The organism is Alphaproteobacteria bacterium LSUCC0396 (assembly GCA_041228345.1).
Classification (GTDB): Bacteria; Pseudomonadota; Alphaproteobacteria; order Puniceispirillales; family Puniceispirillaceae; genus UBA3439.
Map to the genome: position 1 here is coordinate 1,626,877 of CP166131.1, position 16,820 is coordinate 1,643,696.

General features: G+C 49.3%; 15 protein-coding genes, 1 tRNA gene and 1 pseudogene. 12 read left to right on the top strand and 5 right to left on the bottom strand.

The window, feature by feature from the left end:
* Positions 1 to 75 precede the first annotated feature (75 nt).
* Together AB8881_07820 and AB8881_07825 are read left to right on the top strand one after the other, a co-directional pair.
* Positions 76 to 987, top strand: coding sequence for a glycosyltransferase family 2 protein (locus tag AB8881_07820; protein XDZ62459.1), 912 nt, complete (start codon positions 76 to 78; stop codon positions 985 to 987).
* A 110-nt stretch (positions 988 to 1,097) separates the two neighbouring features.
* A complete protein-coding gene (locus AB8881_07825) occupies positions 1,098 to 1,361 on the top strand; it encodes a lipid-A-disaccharide synthase N-terminal domain-containing protein (GenBank protein ID XDZ64533.1) in 264 nt (87 codons plus the stop codon).
* Positions 1,362 to 1,400: 39 nt separating this feature from the next.
* Here AB8881_07825 and AB8881_07830 read toward each other — a convergent pair whose 3' ends face one another.
* The 3 genes from AB8881_07830 to tsaD are packed head-to-tail and all read right to left on the bottom strand — an operon-like array spanning position 1,401 to position 3,917.
* On the bottom strand, positions 1,401 to 1,820 hold the full coding sequence (locus AB8881_07830) for an EVE domain-containing protein (protein XDZ64534.1): 420 nt from the start codon (positions 1,818 to 1,820) through the stop codon (positions 1,401 to 1,403).
* 49 nt (positions 1,821 to 1,869) lie between these two features.
* Positions 1,870 to 2,847 carry an NAD(P)H-dependent glycerol-3-phosphate dehydrogenase gene (locus AB8881_07835; GenBank protein XDZ62460.1) on the bottom strand — a complete coding sequence of 326 codons (978 nt, stop codon included), beginning with the start codon at positions 2,845 to 2,847 and terminating at the stop codon, positions 1,870 to 1,872.
* The gene (tsaD, locus tag AB8881_07840) at positions 2,844 to 3,917 is read right to left on the bottom strand and encodes a tRNA (adenosine(37)-N6)-threonylcarbamoyltransferase complex transferase subunit TsaD (protein XDZ62461.1); all 1,074 of its coding nucleotides are present in this window, start codon (positions 3,915 to 3,917) and stop codon (positions 2,844 to 2,846) included. The genes AB8881_07835 and tsaD overlap by 4 nt, the downstream gene beginning before the upstream one ends.
* Before the next feature lie 155 nt (positions 3,918 to 4,072).
* On the opposite strand from tsaD, the gene hemC reads away from it, so the two are divergent.
* The 10 genes and pseudogenes from hemC (at position 4,073) to xerC (ending at position 14,294) form a co-directional block, all read left to right on the top strand.
* The gene (hemC, locus tag AB8881_07845) at positions 4,073 to 5,008 is read left to right on the top strand and encodes a hydroxymethylbilane synthase (GenBank protein ID XDZ62462.1); all 936 of its coding nucleotides are present in this window, start codon (positions 4,073 to 4,075) and stop codon (positions 5,006 to 5,008) included.
* A 32-nt stretch (positions 5,009 to 5,040) separates the two neighbouring features.
* Entirely contained in the window at positions 5,041 to 5,850 is an 810-nt protein-coding gene (locus AB8881_07850) for a uroporphyrinogen-III synthase (GenBank protein XDZ62463.1), read from the top strand.
* A 155-nt stretch (positions 5,851 to 6,005) separates the two neighbouring features.
* Positions 6,006 to 7,262, top strand: coding sequence for a hypothetical protein (locus AB8881_07855; protein XDZ62464.1), 1,257 nt, complete (start codon positions 6,006 to 6,008; stop codon positions 7,260 to 7,262).
* 27 nt (positions 7,263 to 7,289) lie between these two features.
* Positions 7,290 to 8,549: a heme biosynthesis HemY N-terminal domain-containing protein gene (locus tag AB8881_07860; protein XDZ62465.1), complete on the top strand. Its 1,260-nt coding sequence runs from the start codon at positions 7,290 to 7,292 to the stop codon at positions 8,547 to 8,549.
* A gap of 139 nt (positions 8,550 to 8,688) precedes the next feature.
* Positions 8,689 to 8,762: transfer RNA gene (locus AB8881_07865), tRNA-Thr, on the top strand.
* A gap of 54 nt (positions 8,763 to 8,816) precedes the next feature.
* Complete coding sequence (locus AB8881_07870; protein ID XDZ62466.1) at positions 8,817 to 9,956, top strand: DUF6538 domain-containing protein; 1,140 nt, start codon at positions 8,817 to 8,819, stop codon at positions 9,954 to 9,956.
* A 601-nt stretch (positions 9,957 to 10,557) separates the two neighbouring features.
* Positions 10,558 to 11,547, top strand: coding sequence for a sterol desaturase family protein (locus tag AB8881_07875; GenBank protein ID XDZ62467.1), 990 nt, complete (start codon positions 10,558 to 10,560; stop codon positions 11,545 to 11,547).
* A 377-nt stretch (positions 11,548 to 11,924) separates the two neighbouring features.
* Complete coding sequence (locus tag AB8881_07880; GenBank protein XDZ62468.1) at positions 11,925 to 12,764, top strand: hypothetical protein; 840 nt, start codon at positions 11,925 to 11,927, stop codon at positions 12,762 to 12,764.
* A 477-nt stretch (positions 12,765 to 13,241) separates the two neighbouring features.
* Positions 13,242 to 13,331: pseudogene (locus tag AB8881_07885) on the top strand (hypothetical protein).
* A 21-nt stretch (positions 13,332 to 13,352) separates the two neighbouring features.
* Positions 13,353 to 14,294: a tyrosine recombinase XerC gene (gene xerC / locus AB8881_07890; protein XDZ62469.1), complete on the top strand. Its 942-nt coding sequence runs from the start codon at positions 13,353 to 13,355 to the stop codon at positions 14,292 to 14,294.
* On the opposite strand, the gene AB8881_07895 is transcribed toward xerC, so the two are convergent.
* Together AB8881_07895 and AB8881_07900 are read right to left on the bottom strand one after the other, a co-directional pair.
* Complete coding sequence (locus AB8881_07895) at positions 14,280 to 15,002, bottom strand: heme-binding protein (protein XDZ62470.1); 723 nt, start codon at positions 15,000 to 15,002, stop codon at positions 14,280 to 14,282. The two genes, xerC and AB8881_07895, sit on opposite strands and share 15 nt — an antisense overlap.
* Before the next feature lie 347 nt (positions 15,003 to 15,349).
* Positions 15,350 to 16,774 (bottom strand): hypothetical protein, encoded by a 1,425-nt coding sequence (locus tag AB8881_07900; GenBank protein XDZ62471.1) that lies wholly within the window; start codon positions 16,772 to 16,774, stop codon positions 15,350 to 15,352.
* Positions 16,775 to 16,820 lie beyond the last annotated feature (46 nt).

Here is a 16,820-nt window from a genome sequence, read left to right on the forward strand (position 1 = left end):
TGTTCCACTAATGGTATTCATCCAGATTTAACGGCCGTAAAATTAACCGCTGCCAGAAAGAACCATGCCCAGACGATGACCGCCGCCAGCCAACCTGTTGATATCTCGATCTTGGTCCCCGTGATGAATGAGGCTGGCAATATCCGCCCGCTCATCGACGAGATTTGCAGCGTTTTTGACGGCCGCCGGTTTGAAATTATCTATATTGATGATGCAAGCAATGACGCAACTGCAGATGAATTAGCCGCAGCATTGATCGCAGTGCCGCAATTACGCGTGCTTCGTCATGCTCATCGCGCTGGCCAAAGTGCGGCAATCCGGTCTGGTCTGTTGCAGGCAAATGGTGATCTAATTGGTGTCCTAGACGGTGATGGGCAGAATGTGCCAGCCGATTTTCCGGCGCTTGAGGCGACAGTGATTGCAGCCAGCAAAGGCGGCCAGATGGTAATGGCTGCCGGTATCCGGCAGCTGCGTGATGACAGCCCCATGCGCCTTGTGGCGTCGCGTGGCGCAAAATGGGTGCGGGCGAGCCTGCTTGCCGATACGCATCCGGATTCGGGCTGCGGTATTAAAATTCTGCCACGGGCGCTGTTTTTGCAATTGCCCTTTTTCAATCATATGCACCGGTTTATGCCAAGCCTTGTGCGCCGTAATGGCGGTATCGTTCTTGGTGTGCCGGTGGCGCATCGGCCGCGGATCGCCGGAACGTCAAAATACCGAATTCTGGACCGGTTGCTTGTTGGCGTTTCCGACGTGCTTGGGGTGATGTGGCTATTACGCCGCGCCCCAATGCAAGGCGCAGTAGATGAGATAAACGCCCCACGCAGGGCACCAAAAAGAGCGGCTGGCAAGACGGTAACTGGCAAGACGGCAGCTGGCAAAAAAATGACCTCTGCCAAGAAAAAATCTGCCAAGAAAAAAGATGTCACCAAAACTGTTAAAAAGGCATCTGATAAGCCAAAATCGGCAAAAGGAAATGCGCGATGATAGCCTATCTGTCCGCATCAATTGAAATGGTGGCACGCGGATTTGCCAATGCGCTATTGGCTGTGTTTCCGTTCTTGCCCGACAGCCTTGCCACACATCCAGAACAGATCATGATCATCGTTGGATTTGCCGGACAGGGGTTATTTGCCATGCGCTTTATCGTGCAATGGCTGACTTCAGAGGGTCAGGGCCGTTCAGTGATCCCGATTGCGTTTTGGTATTTTTCGATTGGCGGTGGCGCGGTTCTGCTGCTTTATGCGATCTGGCGGCAAGATCCGGTGATCATCTGCGGACAGGGGCTGGGGCTGTTTATCTATCTGCGCAATCTGTTTTTGATCAAACGCCCGCGCAGTTCGCAATCGGCCTGTGAGTGATCGCGCCTCTAATGAGTAATCGCGTTTGGCGAAAAAAGGCTAAAGGCTGGTTTCGCCCATTTCCATAATAACGGCCCAATGACTGGCTGAAACCGGGGTTACCGACAGACGTGACTGGCGCACTAATGGCATATCGGCCAGGCGTTCATCACTCTTGATCTGGGCGAGGGTAACGGGCCGATTCATGGATTTTACCGCGCGGATCGTAACCATACCAAACCGGCCAGTGATATCCGTTGGGTCGGGATGATAAAGCGCGCATATTTCGGCAATGCCGACAATCTGTTTTTCATCGACCGAATGATAGAAAAAAACCAGATCACCGATTTGCATGGCTTTCATATTATTCGCTGCCTGATAGTTGCGCACGCCGTCCCAGCTCTCGCCAGCGCGGCCACGGTCAAGCTGATTTTGCCACGACCATGATGATGGTTCGGATTTCATCAGCCAATATTGCACCATGATCCTCGTATGATTTATCTGGTTCGTGATCTTTAATATGGCCGCGCTATTCGGCGCCGGCACGCCGCGCTAGCAGGCTTGCGACAACGCTATGCAAATCTTGCCCGTGATTAACCAGCTTGTCCACCGCATTGGTGATCGGCAAATCGACCCCTTTGGCTTTGGCTAATGCCGCCAGTTGCGAGACGGTACGGCTGCCCTCGGCAAGTTTTGCTGCTGGTGTTTCACCGCGCCCAAGCGCCATGCCAAATGCCATATTACGTGAATGTGGCCCGGCGCAGGTCAAGGCCAGATCACCGACACCGGCAAGGCCAAAAATCGTGTCTGGCTTGGCACCCATCAAGCTGGCGAAACGGGCCATTTCGGCAAGGCCCCGGGTTAGGATTGCGGCTTTGGCATTATCACCAAATCCAGCACCAACAGTACAGCCAGCGGCAATAGCAATGACGTTTTTCATTGCACCAGCCAGTGCGACACCAACCGGGTCATCGTTGCAGTAAAGCCGCAAATTACTGCCCTCAAACGCATCTTGAATACGGTTGGTAATGGCGGTCTCATTGCTGGCAGCGACCAGTGCGGCGGGCAATCCGGCAAAGACTTCATCGGCAAAACTTGGCCCCGAAAACACCGCCAAGGGATGGTCTGGTAATGATCTTGCGGCAAGATCGTTCAGCAGCATGGCACTGCCATCATCGGCCTTGCTAATGCCCTTGGCGCACAGAATAACGGCGCCCGGCTGACGTCCGTTCTGACGTTCAGCGATGGTTAAAAAGCTGGCCTGATTCGCCACCACCGGAACCGCAACAAAAATCAGTGCGGCATCATCAAGACAGGCGGGATCAAGGGTCGCGGCAATCGGCGCCGCCGGTTCAGCATCCGGCAAGTGCAGGCAGCGGCCAGCGGCCAGCGCATCAACACTTTCCTGACGACGTGCCAGAACCATGCTGGACTGGCCAGCGCGCTGCAATGCGCTGGCGATGGCTGCCCCCCAACTGCCAGCACCAATAACAACAGCGCGGCTCATTGACGGACTCCTCGACCCGGCGGCGGGCTAGCCTCAGGATCAAGTGGCCATCTCGGGCGCGGCGCAAAGGCCAGATCGTCAGCGGCGTCCAGCCTTTCGAGTGCGGCCCAGGCGATCATCGCCGCATTATCAGTGCATAATTTGGCGGGCGGTACAGACAATCGAAACCCAGCGGCATCTGCAACCTGCTGCAAACAGGTGAAAATATGTTTATTTGCGGCAACACCGCCAGCGATCACCAAGGCGGGCTGAATTCCATCTTGCGGCGGAAAAGCGTCACGAAAGCGTGCCATTGCCATTTTGGTACGGTCGGCAAGACAATCTGCGATAGCGGCTTGCAGGCTGGCGGCAAGATCGGCCAATGGCGCGGCCTCGGGCCCGCCGAGCTGGTCAAGGCGGTTGGCAAGCGCGGTTTTCAGGCCGGAAAAGGAAAAATGGCAATTTGCGCTGCCCTTTAATGGGCGCGGCAGGGCAATTGATTTTGGATTGCCGTTCTTTGCCGCCGCCTCGATGGCAGGCCCACCCGGATAGCCAAGCCCCATCGCCTTGGCGCATTTGTCAAACGCCTCGCCAGCCGCATCATCCATGGTTGTGCCATAACGGTGATATTGTCCAGGGCCAACAACAGCCAGCAATTGCGTATGGCCGCCTGACACTAGCAGCAGCAAATAGGGAAAAGCCACATCATCGGCAAGACGCGGGCTAAGTGCATGGCCTTCAAGGTGATTTACCGCGTAATAGGGAATGTTTCGGGCTGCGGCGATGGCCTTGGCCGTAACCGTGCCGATAGCAACCCCGCCAATCAGACCCGGCCCGCCAGTGGCAGCAACCGCATCAATATCACCCATTGTCATGCCGGCGGTTGCCAATGCGTCACGGATCACCTGATCAATCATTTCAAGATGCGCCCGTGCGGCGACTTCCGGCACAACGCCGCCATGTTTTGCATGTGTGTCAATTTGCGACGCAATTTCATTGGCGTGAATGGTCTTGTCAGCCGCGACAATGGCTGCCGCAGTTTCATCACAGCTGCTTTCAATACCAAGCATGATAACGGGGCGTTGAGCCATGAATAATAATTCCTAAAACAAATTTGCCTCACCTTATCCGAAGCCGGATTGAGATGCCAGTCCTCTCGGTAAAGTGGCGGGGTGCGATGGTTTTTGTCGAAAGCGGGGTTTTTGGCTTTGCATTTGCCTTCCAGCCCCTTTAGACATGGCGTGCTATGAAAGTTGATTTCTCGTTTTTTGATGCCGAGCCGCTGAGGCTGGCAAGCCGCGCATCGCAGTTGGCAATGGTGCAGGCTGAGATGGTGTGCGCTGCATTGAAACCTGCCGCCGTTACGGTGCGTCCGGTGACCACCAAGGGCGACCGGATTCTGGATCGCCCGCTTATCGAGGCCGGTGGCAAGGGGCTATTTATCAAGGAGCTGGAACGATCAATTTTGGCTGGTGTTTCCGATGCCGCGGTGCATTCGATGAAAGATATGGAAACATTCTTTGCCCCCGGCACCGAAATTGGCGCGGTACTGACACGCGAAGATCGGCGTGATGCGCTTGTTGGGCCATATCGCAGCCTTGATGATTTGCCGAAGGGCGCACGAATCGGCACCGCATCGGTGCGCCGTGCCGCTATTTTGCTGAATTACCGGCCTGATCTTCAAATCCAGCTAATCCGCGGCAATCTAAACCGGCGGCTTGGGTTGTTAGCAGCCGGCGATTATGACGCTCTTATTCTTGCTGTTGCTGGTATCAAACGGCTTGGTGTCGAAATTGACTATACGCCGATTGCAGCCGAAATCATGCCATCTGCGGTGGCACAAGGTGCGCTCGCTGTGCAGATTGCCGCGCCTGATACACCGCGCGCGGTTGCGGTAAAGGCGCTTGTCGGCGGCCTGACCTGCCCTAAGGCGCTTGTCGAGGTGACTGCCGAACGTGCGCTTCTTAGCTTTTTGGACGGGTCATGCCAGACGCCGATTTCGGCAAGTGCGGTGCTTGATGAGGCCGGTCAGGTGACGCTTGATGGGATGATCCTGCGGCCCGATGGCAGCGCCGCACATCGCCGCCAAATCTGCGCCCCCGCCGATCAGGCAGAAAGGCTTGGCGCGGAATTGGGTGCAGAATTACTGGGTCTTGCAGGGGGCCGTGCGTTTCTTGCCTGATCACGATTGATCGGGCGGGCGGCAGTATTGGAGTGTTTTCGACCAAGCTGGTGACCGGCTGGTTGGCAAGCGCCGGCAAAATTCGCGGCAAGAAAGGGATGATGATGGCAAAATCCACCCTAATTATCCGGCCTCAGCCTGATGCTGATCGTGATGTATTATGGCTGCAACGTTATGGTGTTCCGGCGCTTGCCAGCCCGGTTATGCGCGGTACAGCACTGGTGCATGATTTGCCCGATCCAGCCGGTTATGATGGGGTTATCTTTACCAGCCGTCATGCGGTTGATGCGATCCGGCAATCGCCCAAGGCCGCGGCATGGATGATGAAACCGGCCTTTGTCGTTGGCACGGCAACGGCGGCAGCTGCACGTGATGCTGGATTTTCCAGATTGATCACTGGTAATGGCGGTGGGGCTGGCCTGATCGCGCCAATCCGGCAAGCTGGTGCGTCATTTGGGGTGGCGACTGGCCGTCTGGTCTGGCCAAGCGCGGTTGACATCAGCTTTGATATGGCAGCGGCTTTACCGGATTTTGACGTCGAGCGGGTGCCGGTTTATCAGATGGTTGCGGCGGCCGGTTTTACACCAGCAATCACCAACGCGCTGGACGGCCAAAAAATTGCGGCGGTCATTGCCATGTCGCCGCGGTCAATCCAGCTGTTTCGGGCGGCGATTGCCGCCGCCGGACAGGATGCAGCTTTGGCGTCGATCAGTTTGATTGCTGGCAGCAATGCCATTGCCAGCGCCGCCGGTAGTGGCTGGAAGAAAGTCTATACGGCGCGCCATCCACGCCGCAGCCGGTTGATGGCAATTGCGGTTCTGCGCCATCAACGTGAACAGTGAGGCGACCACCGCCACGAAAATTTGCGCCATCATACTTTAGGTCATGCTGGTATCTTGTCGCGGTGCTATGATATGGTTTTCAAGGGATATAGTTTGCGGGTGATCGAACGATATCACCGCAGGCCAACGGCAAACAGGACATACCACAGCGCATCATGGCAAAACCAAAGCAACCATCTGCTAGACCGGGCGATATGATTGACGGTGAAGCGGTCGAGAAACCCGCCCAAACCATCTCGCCAAAAAAGGCTGGCACAAAGAATGACACGGCGTCGTCTGATGCGGCCCCCTCTGATGCGGCCCCCTCTGATGCGTCCATGTCTGATGCGGTTTCGGGGGCACCAGACTCAAAACTTTTAGCGAAACCATTGCCAATGTTTCAGGCAATTATATTTGCAGCGCTGGGCCTGTCAGTCTTTGCTATCGGGCTAGTGGGGTTTGCAATCTGGCAGCACCGCCATCACGCGGCAGAAATGGCGGTAGCTCGGGCTGCAGTCGCCAATCAACAGAATCTCGAAAAGCGCCAAACGTCACCAGACATTAATTCTACCATCGATCAGGCCGCACTGGATGAGAGACTGGCCGCGCTAATGGCTCGGCTTGCGAGGGAACGTGAAAGCCAACAGGCGGCGCTTGCCGCACTGCAGGATCAGCTAGCCAAGATCGTCTCAAATGCGGCCCCAAATCAGGTTTTAGATCTGGCATCTTCTGATCTGGCATCCTCTGATTTGGCCACGTGGCGCGCTGATATGGATCGCCGATTTGCCGCGCTTGAGGCCGGACTTGCCGATCGTGCAATTCGGAAAACCCCGTCCCAAGCCGCACAAGAAACGTCTGTTCCGGCTGATCCTGCTAACCGGTTAAGCACTAGCCAAGCTGGCCTGCCGAGTACCGGACAAACCGGTTTGCTGGTTGTCAGTGGCCTATTGGCGGATAATCTGGCGGGTCAGCCGCTTGATCGATGGGTACAGCTTCTTCAAGGGTTGGTCGATCGCGGTGTACCGGTGGCCGGTTTAGATCAATTGCGCCAGACGGCAAACCCGCTTCCCGCAAGCGCTCCACAATTGATCCAAGACGCCTATAATCTGGTGCCGCAAATGACTACAGCCTTGAACCGTGCCGGTGATAATGCCGGCTTTCTGGAAAAAATTGGCGCCAAGATTGGTCAGCTTGTGCAATTGCGGCCGATAGGGGATGCGGCTGACGGCAATGCAATGGCCTTGCGCCAGTTCGAGGCAGCGCTGGCGGTCAAGAATCTTGCGGCGGCACTGCGGGCGGCTGAGCAATGGTCAGGTGCTGATCTGCCACCGCTGGATCGCTGGGTGCAGGCCGCCACCGCGCGGCAATCACTCGATAAGGCGGTTAATGTGCTGGTGACAAGCCACCTTGCCGCCGTGATCAAGCAGCCATAATGCCATCGGCCAGATTGTTGTCGTATTATGTTTAATAGGCTTATTCTTCTTTTTGTAATCATTATCGCGGCAGCGGCAGCGGCGAGCTGGCTTGCGTCCCAGCCCGGTGAGGTGCAAATTGAGTGGCTTGGTTGGGAAATGGCATTGCCGACGAGCCTTGCGGTTGTGCTGATCGTTACTTTTGCGCTCATACTGGTATTTTTTGATCGTCTATGGCGCGCCATTCGGGACATGCCGGGCTGGCTTGGTGGACGGCTTCGCCAGCGCCGCGAAGACGCTGGGCACCATGCCCTGACATTGGGGTTGATGGCGGTATCGGCGGGCGAGCCAGCCGAGGCGCGAAAATATGCAAGCCGCGCTGACCGGCTGTTAAAGGCACCAAAATTAACCGGTTTACTGGCGGCGCAGGCGGCGCATCTGGCTGGTGATTATCAGGCGGCACGGCGTTACTTTACATCGCTGTTGGACGACCGTGAAACGGCGTTTTTGGGGCATATTGGGCTGATGCGGTTGGCACTTGACGATCAGGATCCGGCGATGGCTCGTGACGCGGCGAAGGCAGCGCTCACATTAAAGCCAAATTCGGTTCTGGCTGCTGATCATTTATTCAGGCTGGAGATTGACCGTAATGACTGGAGTGCGGCGCTGCCTGCATTAGAGGTCATCAGCCGCCAGCAGAAAAAATCAAAGGCCAAAATGGTAGTAGCGGCAGATTCTTTCGCAGCAATTTTGCGCCAGCGTTGCAGTTTGCACGTTCTAAAGGCAAAAGACCTTGCCGATGATAGGAAAGTGGCAAACAAGGAATTGAAGGCAGCATTGAAACTTGATCCGGCTTTTTTGCCGGCGGTCATGATGCTTGCCGATCATTACCTTGACGATAAGGCGCATTCAACTGCGGCAAAAATCTTGGAAACGGCGTTTCAGCTTGCCCCGCATAATGGGATTGTCACAAGGCTAAAGGCGGCATGGAAAAGCAATGACGGCCAGTTTATTGCCCGGCTGATCAAACTGCTTCAAAAGCTTGATCCAGCGCACCAAAAGACCGGCTATCATCTGGTTGCCGAACAGGCGCGCCTCGCCGGAATTGAAGGCGAGGCTGAACGGTTACTTGCCGAGGCAAGGGATTTTGATGGCAGTGATGAGGACAGCAAGCCGATATGGCACTGCACGGCCTGTAAAGGCCGGCATGATGACTGGCAGGCTTTTTGCCCAAGCTGTGACGAGTTTGCTGGCCTTGTTTGGCGTCGACCGACCGGAACAAGCCCGCTAATCAAACAGGCCCGCTAATCAAACAGGCCAGCTGGTCAAATGGGCATAAACCCGCTGGCGACGCGGCAAAGCCTATTGAAGCCAAAGATGAGAACAGGGTATAAAGGCACCGATCAGGATTTGCTGTTTTATCGGCAAACGCCACGCCATCCATGCCGCCGGATTAGTTAAATGGCATAACAGACCATTCGTAATGGTTAGTTGGGGGTTCGATTCCCTCATCCGGCACCACTGACCACTGAAATGTAAGCATTTTATGTGCTAACAGGTCAGGTGGCGTACAGAATGACGTACAATCAATCCTCATATATCCGTGTTCGCTATGGTGTTTATCACTTTGTCAGACGAGTGCCTGCTGATGTGCGGCAGTACTATCGTAGTGACAGGGTCAGTATAAGCCTTCGTACCAAATCACCTAAAGCGGCATCTCGTGCTGCTCAATCAATCAGCCAAAGGTTGGATGACTATTGGCATGGGTTGAGATTGCAAAAGATGGATGTGCCAGCTTTGCATCTGCTGATTGTTGATAAAGCTGACATGGAAGATAAAAGTCCAACTCTGCTTGAAGCTGTTGAGATGTATCTTCAGTTGAAGGCTAACAAAGATAGCCCAACATTTGTTCGTGCTGCTATACGCAACAGCAGGTATGTAGTTGAGGCATTGGGTAACAGACCCATCACTGCCTATGCCTCATCTGATGCAGCTGCATTTCGTGACCATCTGTTTGCCAAAGGGCTATCATTAGGCAGTGTAAAACGCATATTCGGTTCAGTCAGGTCTATCATCAATCTCGTGATGTTGGAGCATGGTATCGAAGGTAACAACGCCTTCGCCAAAACCTATATGCCTGACCGTAATGACACTGAAGACAGACAGCCAATCCCTCAAGACAAACTCATTCGCTTGCAGCAAAGATGTATCAAGGTAAATGATGAGAAGAGATGGTTGCTAGCTTTAATCAGCGATACCGGTATGCGGTTATCAGAGGCTGTTGGGTTATCCAAAGAAGATTTTGTGATGGATGCAAAGACACCCTACATAAGCCTTAAGCCACACGCATGGAGGCGCCTCAAGACAAAGAGCAGTCAGCGGCATATACCACTTGTTGGGGCTGCCTTATTAGCATCTAGGAGGCTGCTACAAAATGATAGTAGCTATGCCTTTCCTTCATACTGCGATGGCAATATTTGCAAAGCAAATTCAGCGAGTGCCGCCCTCAATAAATGGATGAAAGGGGTAATTGGTAATGGCTATGTTGTCCACGGATTGAGGCATAGCCTTCGTGACCGTTTAAGAGCAGTAGAATGTCCATCAGATGTCGTTGATGCGATAGGTGGTTGGACAACCGATGGCATAGGTCACAGCTATGGTAAAGGCTATGGCGTGGAGATATTGGCTAAATGGATGTGCAAGATTGAGTGCTAACTCATTCTGTACGCCACCTGACCTGTTAGCACATAAAATGCTTACATTTCAGTGGTCAGTGGTGCCGGATGAGAAAGGTGTATTCCTTTGTGAGGCACTCACTTGTACTGCTACATAAGCAATACAGCCATTTTACGGATAGGCGAGTCATCGTCAACAGGCACATTCTGTGCGTCAGTTTGTGCGGCAGTGAAAATCTTCTGGTAATGGAATAAGCCTATAGATGCTTATCGTTATCAGTACAGGGTAAGTGAGATATGTAGGTGATAGATACATATCCTTGTTAATGACACCTAGCTGTTCACTTACAGTGTCTTAACAATCCCAATATCAATAACACCTAAATGCCATACACCCCCCATGCATGGGCCACAGGGGATGTGTAGGTTATATGTTCATGGAGTGTGTGACAGATTAGGTGAAATAGCTGTTAACCATTTTAATCAGCCATAGAGACTCACTGACGGGGCGTATGGTTTTAGTGAGTCACGGGTACCTGAATATGGCTAGGGATTCTGTGTGAGTCTTGTTGAGTCATTAACAGGCTATTGCGTAACCCACTAATACGGGCAATCATATTGAGAGGCATAAGGAAAAGAGAATGGCTGAGAACTCAAGAGATCGAAGGACATGGAATTACAGACCTGACGAGCCAATCAGGTACAATCCCCTATTTGATTGGCCTGTTGATTTGGGAAAGATTTTTAACTGGATGGTAAGACGCTGGATTACCATCTCACGTTTCTTGATGTTTAGTATTTTAGGGTTTTTGATTTACCAATATCTGACGCCAAGCCTCCAATCAATGAAGCAGCTAACTGTAGACTGGGTGCTTCTGGTTTTCCTACGTAATACGGCGCTTTTGTTTTTGGTTGCGGGATCGTTGCACCTTTACTTACACGTCCAAAAAGCACAGGGAGAAAGGTTCAAATTCCTTAAAAAGGAGATGGCAACAAACAACAAAGGCTTTAAATTCAACGATCAGGTCTATGACAATATGTTCTGGAGCATTACGAGTGGAGTAACTGTGTGGACTGGTTATGAGGTTCTGTACCTTCACGCTATGGCAAATAAGTGGATTAGCGTTGCCCCATTCTCTGAGCATCCTCTTCAATTCTTTGCTTGGATTTTATGCTTTCCTCTAATCCGTGGAACCCACTTTTATTTCATTCATCGTCTTCTGCATCACCCTTTTCTCTATAAACACGTTCACATTACGCACCACAGAAATGTAAATACTGGGCCGTGGTCAGGAATTTCGATGCATCCAGTTGAAAATGTGATTTACCAATCATCACCACTGATACATTTTATCATCCCAACTGATCCAGTAATTGTTATCATCCACCTTGTTTTGGTAACCTTGAACCCAGCATTTACCCATTCAGGATTTGAAAAGATCTTGAACAAAGATACCAAAATTCTAGATTCAGCTGACTTTCACCATCAGCTTCACCATAAATATTTTGATTGCAATTATGGAAACATGGACGTGCCATTAGATGTTTGGCTTGGAACACATCATGACGGCACAGATGAAGCAACTCAAAAGCTTCGCATGAAAAAACGTCTTTCGGTAGCAAAGCCCTAGACTGATTAGTCCAGTCACAATCAAAACCCACAGATACTGCATCATCCTCACCCCAGAGCAATAACTATCACTTTGAGCATGACACAAATGACAAGAATGACAGTTGATCTATAAACCTCTGGCAACTCTTCTCATAGACGACTTTCCATTTTCTTTGTCATTTCTGTTATTCCTGTCACACACTCCATGAACACATAACCTACACACCCCCTGTGGTCAGGCATGGCATGTAGGTGTTATTGATAGAGTAAGAGTTAACCAACATACAGATTTTAGTCTTTAATCTAAACTTACTTTTAGTTTGATTGTTAAATGAGATCAGCTTACGTTTTTGCAGCATGTTTTTGCACTGCCATCAATAAAAGAGCAACAGCCTAATGAATCAAAAAATCATTGAAAATATGATCGAAAAACTTGGTTTAGAGCCAAAGAACGGATCAGCGCTTCATTCGCTTGTTGTAAATGCTGACGATGACAAGTCTGATGTAAACCATGACAAAAGTGACATAAAAATAATTAATGATGAACTGGGTGATCTTTCTGAAAGTAAACACAAAAAGACATTCGAGGCTTTAAAGCGTTTGCAGGTTATCAGAATGACCAAACCAATCCTTGAACTAGCTATTCAAGCAAATTCCCATTCAGAGTTGTCAGCAGCCAAGTCTGCAGGCGTTGAGAGCCTTATCGATATTTCGAGTGGAGCCATAGCGAGGCTTAACACTTTGGCGCAAAATTTAAATGCATCTCGCGATAATCTTAAAGATCTCCAAGAAATGGAAGTTAAGGCTCTAATTAATGAATTCAGATTAGCAGAGCCACCAAAGGGATTAGAGGTCAGCGTGCTGTTCACATTGTTTGTTGCTGCAATTACAACTCTATTATTTGTGTTCTTAAGCGTAAAGGATATGCTGAACGCATCAGAGGGTTATTGGGGTTTATTTGCAGGAGGAATCTTATTCCTGATTGGCTTAAATTTTTGTGTCACGATTGGAATTAGGGTTGTTAAATTTAAAAAAAATATCAACACCATTTTTGCTGAAGCCCGACGCAAGTATCTCGAAAAAGAGGGCGATAAATTCTCCAATTTGCAAAAAGTAGTTGAAGAAGAGGCCTTCAATATTCAAAAGCGAGAATATCGGAAGGCAAGCGAAAAAAAATTCAATGAATTAATCAAAGAAGAGAGAATTATTTTAGCAACATTGAATAGCAACGGCTAAATAAAGATCACCTTGAAAGCCTATGGTTTCTTGATTTGTTTATCTGCTGACTCCTAATTTATGGAAGCTGTGCTTATCATTTACATCAAGATGCAAACAACAAACGTGTCACTTACCCTGTACTGATAACGATAAGCATCTATAGGCTTATTCCATTACCAGAAGATTTTCACTGCCGCACAAACTGACGCACAGAATGTGCCTGTTGACGATGACTCGCCTATCCGTAAAATGGCTGTATTGCTTATGTAGCAGTACAAGTGAGTGCCTCACAAAGGAATACACCTTTCTCATCCGGCACCACTTATTATGTTCCAATTGAACTACTCAATTGATTTGCAAGTATATTATTTGCAGCAGTCAATATGGGTAGACAATATGGTAGACAAATCTTGTGCCTCATATCTCTATCAAAAGCGTGGTGTTTACTATTTTAGTAAGCAGATTCCATTTGATGTCAGGTAGCATTACAAGCGTTACAGAATAGTTATTTGCCTCAAAACCAAGTCAGCTAGCCGTGCAAAGAGGATGTGTGATTCCATCCTTCAAAGGCTGCATGATTATTGGTTGTCGCTAAGATTGAGTGCAATGCCACTTCCTGCGGCGCATTTGGTGCATGATAGTAACGGTCATGGTCAGTTAACGAAAGGACCAACTCTATCAGAAGCAAGGGATGCCTATATCAAGTTGAAGGGTGTTGGTAAGGACAAAACCTTCATCCGTGGTGCCTCAAGGAATGTTGATGTTGTCATCAAACATCTGGGTGACAGACCCATTGATGGCTATTCATCTGCTGATGCGGCAGCACTCCGTGATGCCATGCTGGAAAAAGGACTATCCATTGCATCGGTCAAGCGCAACTTCTCTACCATCAGGTCAATTATCAATCTAACCATCATTGAACAGGGCCTTGATTGCGGTAATGCCTTTGCCCGCACCTTCATGCCTGAACAGGACAGGCAGAGAAGACTGCCCATTCCAATAGACTGTATCAGAGCCATACAGTCTGATTGTCGTCATATAGATGATGATATGCGCTGGCTTGTGGCTCTATTGAGTGACACTGGCATGAGGCTTGGAGAAGCTGTTGGACTAGCAGTCAAAGACATCAATCTGGATGATGAGATACCGAACCTAAACCTCATCCCACATCCGTGGAGAAGGCTGAAAACCAAAGGTAGTGAAAGATGTGTTCCATTGGTCGGAGAAGCCCTGTGGGCGGCTTCTGGGGCGATTGAGGGTGCATCTGGAAGTGATTTCCTCTTCCCCAGATATAATCGTGCTTCATCTAGCAATGCCAACTCTGCTTCAGCAGCTATAAACAAGTGGCTAAAGCCAAGAGTGCCAGAAGGGTGTGTTATCCATTCATTCAGACATTCAATGAGGGATAGGCTTCGTGCTGTTGAATGTCCATCAGACATCATTGATATTATCGGTGGCTGGACAACGACTGGAGTAGGTCAGAGATATGGTCTTGGACAGCCATTGGATGTCAAAGCCAAATGGATGGATAAGCTAATTCCACTCTAATGGATACATCGCCTCATTGCGTCTTAGGAAAGGCAATGTGAAAGGCGAATTATAGGTAGCTTTAATTGGCGGCCCCTTGATGACTATGCCGTCCTTATCCAATGCAGACTTCAATTTCGTATAATGCTCTTCAAAGTTACCGTCAGATGCAAAACCTGAGTATGAGATGACAGCGAAATATTCCGCTGGCAGGTCAATAATTCTAACTCTTTCATCATTTGGTTCTGGTGCATTTTGTTTTGAATACTGCATAGGCAAAAAGAACCTCATACTCATTTTGCCATCAGTCATGGATTGAGTGACTGGCGCAGTCATGTCTATTTCTTTGGATTGAGTGACTGGAATAGTCATCTCAACTTCTTTAGAGCCTTTGTTGGCCCCTGAAATGTAGTCAAACAGCACTCTAAAACCGCTATCCTCTTCCCCGTATGTAACTTCTGCTACCGTCCGTTGCTTGTATTGACGAACCTCATAAACATCAGTCTTTTTGACGATAGAGTATTCTGGTTCTTCATATGACATGGCTGGAACTGATGCTGTTAAATATGCAAGAAGCGCTATTAAGAACACACTAAAACGCAATAGAGGCTTTGGCTCTACCATATTGTCTACCAACATTGACTGCCGCAAATAATATGCTTGCAAATCAATTGAGTAGTTCAATTGGAACACAATAAGTGGTGCCGGATGAGGGTGGTTATGTGCCACTTAAATGCACCAATTATAGTGTTATACAAGCAATAGCCTAGATTCAAATACCTGCTTGTTCATGTCAACAGGCACATATTTGTCTACCGTTTTGTCTACCTCACAGAAATCTTCGGGTAATTGAATAAGCCTATTGATGGTTATCGTTATCAGTACAGGGTAAGTGAGTAATGTAGGTGATAGATCCATATCCTTGTTAATGACACCTAGCTGTTCACTTACAGTGCCTTAACAATCTCAATATCAATAACAGCTACATGCCATACACCCATGCCTGACCACAGGGGGTGTGTAGGTTATATGTTCATGGGGTGTGTGACAGATTAGGAGGAATAGGGTGTTTGAAACTAAAATGCAGAAGTTTTTCCAGGGCACTCTTGGAAAGCGAGGCCCCAGGCATTTTGCAATCTCTCAACTGGAATCTTTTCTGATGTTGCGAACTTCACATTCATATCAGTTGAAATCATGTACCACGCTGACCCAACATAATCCCTATAAATTCTGAACGCTGTCATATTCAAGGAACGGTTATCAATTCTTCTGTTGCCGTCAGTTAGAATGCAAGGCTGTTCTTCAATCCATCGTAGTCTCTTTAATCCCTCTGGATAACCTGTCGTCGCAAAATTATACACCTGCTCCATCAGCGTTTTTTGTCTATTTTGATAGTCTGACCAATCTTGTGCAGCTTCCAAACGAGTTGCTTCTGCTGCCTCTTTTCGGGCCTGTTCTGCAGCTGCTTCAGCCACACGCCTTCTTTCTGTTTCTGCAATACGCGCAACTAAAACCCGTTCACCCTTATCAAATATGCTCTTCAAAACAGGGTGCGCTTCTTTCCAAATGAGCATCAATGTGAATGTAGAAGTGTTCCAGCCATTCAACGAACCGCTATTGTAATCAAAGTCTATGCAGCTTTGTGAATCAAGTGGCACTCTCCGTTCAATTATCTTCCCAGTATTGTCAACAAACTGTTCAATCCGAAATTGCTGCTCAATACATTTTACTCCACGATAACCCAGATTACCCAGAAAGTGCCTTGTCAGTTTTTTATAAAATCCGGGTGATGCTATTTCTTTTTTAGCAAGGCATTCGGCTAGGTTGTCATTTGCTGCTCGATGAATGTTCTCCATAAGCGAGAAACGCCTTAATTGGATGCCTTTCTCTTGAAACCTCTGGCCAATCCATATGCTAGCGACATTGATGCCGTCCCAATCAAAATCAGAGTTCATGGTATCCAACGCGTGATATTCATCTGAACTAAAATCAAAAAAGGGATGGGAAAACACGGCACATATATCATTTGCTGTGGCAAGCATTCCTAGCTTGGCATATTTAGTATCGCCATAACCCGTTGTTGGAGACCAGAATTCTGTCGTCGTGGTTTTTGCGGTTTCAACCTCCGCTCTTTTTGTAGCAAAATGATCAGTAGGAGTTTCAATGCATTGCAGTGGAACATCTTGATTGTCCCGAAGAACTCTCCCTGTCAAACGGCTTATTGAAAATCTGTTTTTGTTTTTCATGTAATTCACAAAATCATTGGATACTTCAAATTCCGTGAGGATGGTTTTAATTTCACGGCCTACCTTACCTTGTTCGATTAGGTCTGGTTCCTGAATCCGCTGGACCAAGTTTTTTTTGGCGTCATCATGCTCAAAAACAATCTGATACTCTCCGCCAGACCCTTTGCAGTGGAAGAATATTGATGGATTTGCAAAGGCGTGAGAGGCGCCTGCCAAATACAAGCCGAATACCAACAAGGTTAAGACTCTCATCATCCCAAACACCTCACCGTCTAAACAACAACAGCCTAATCAACCGCCA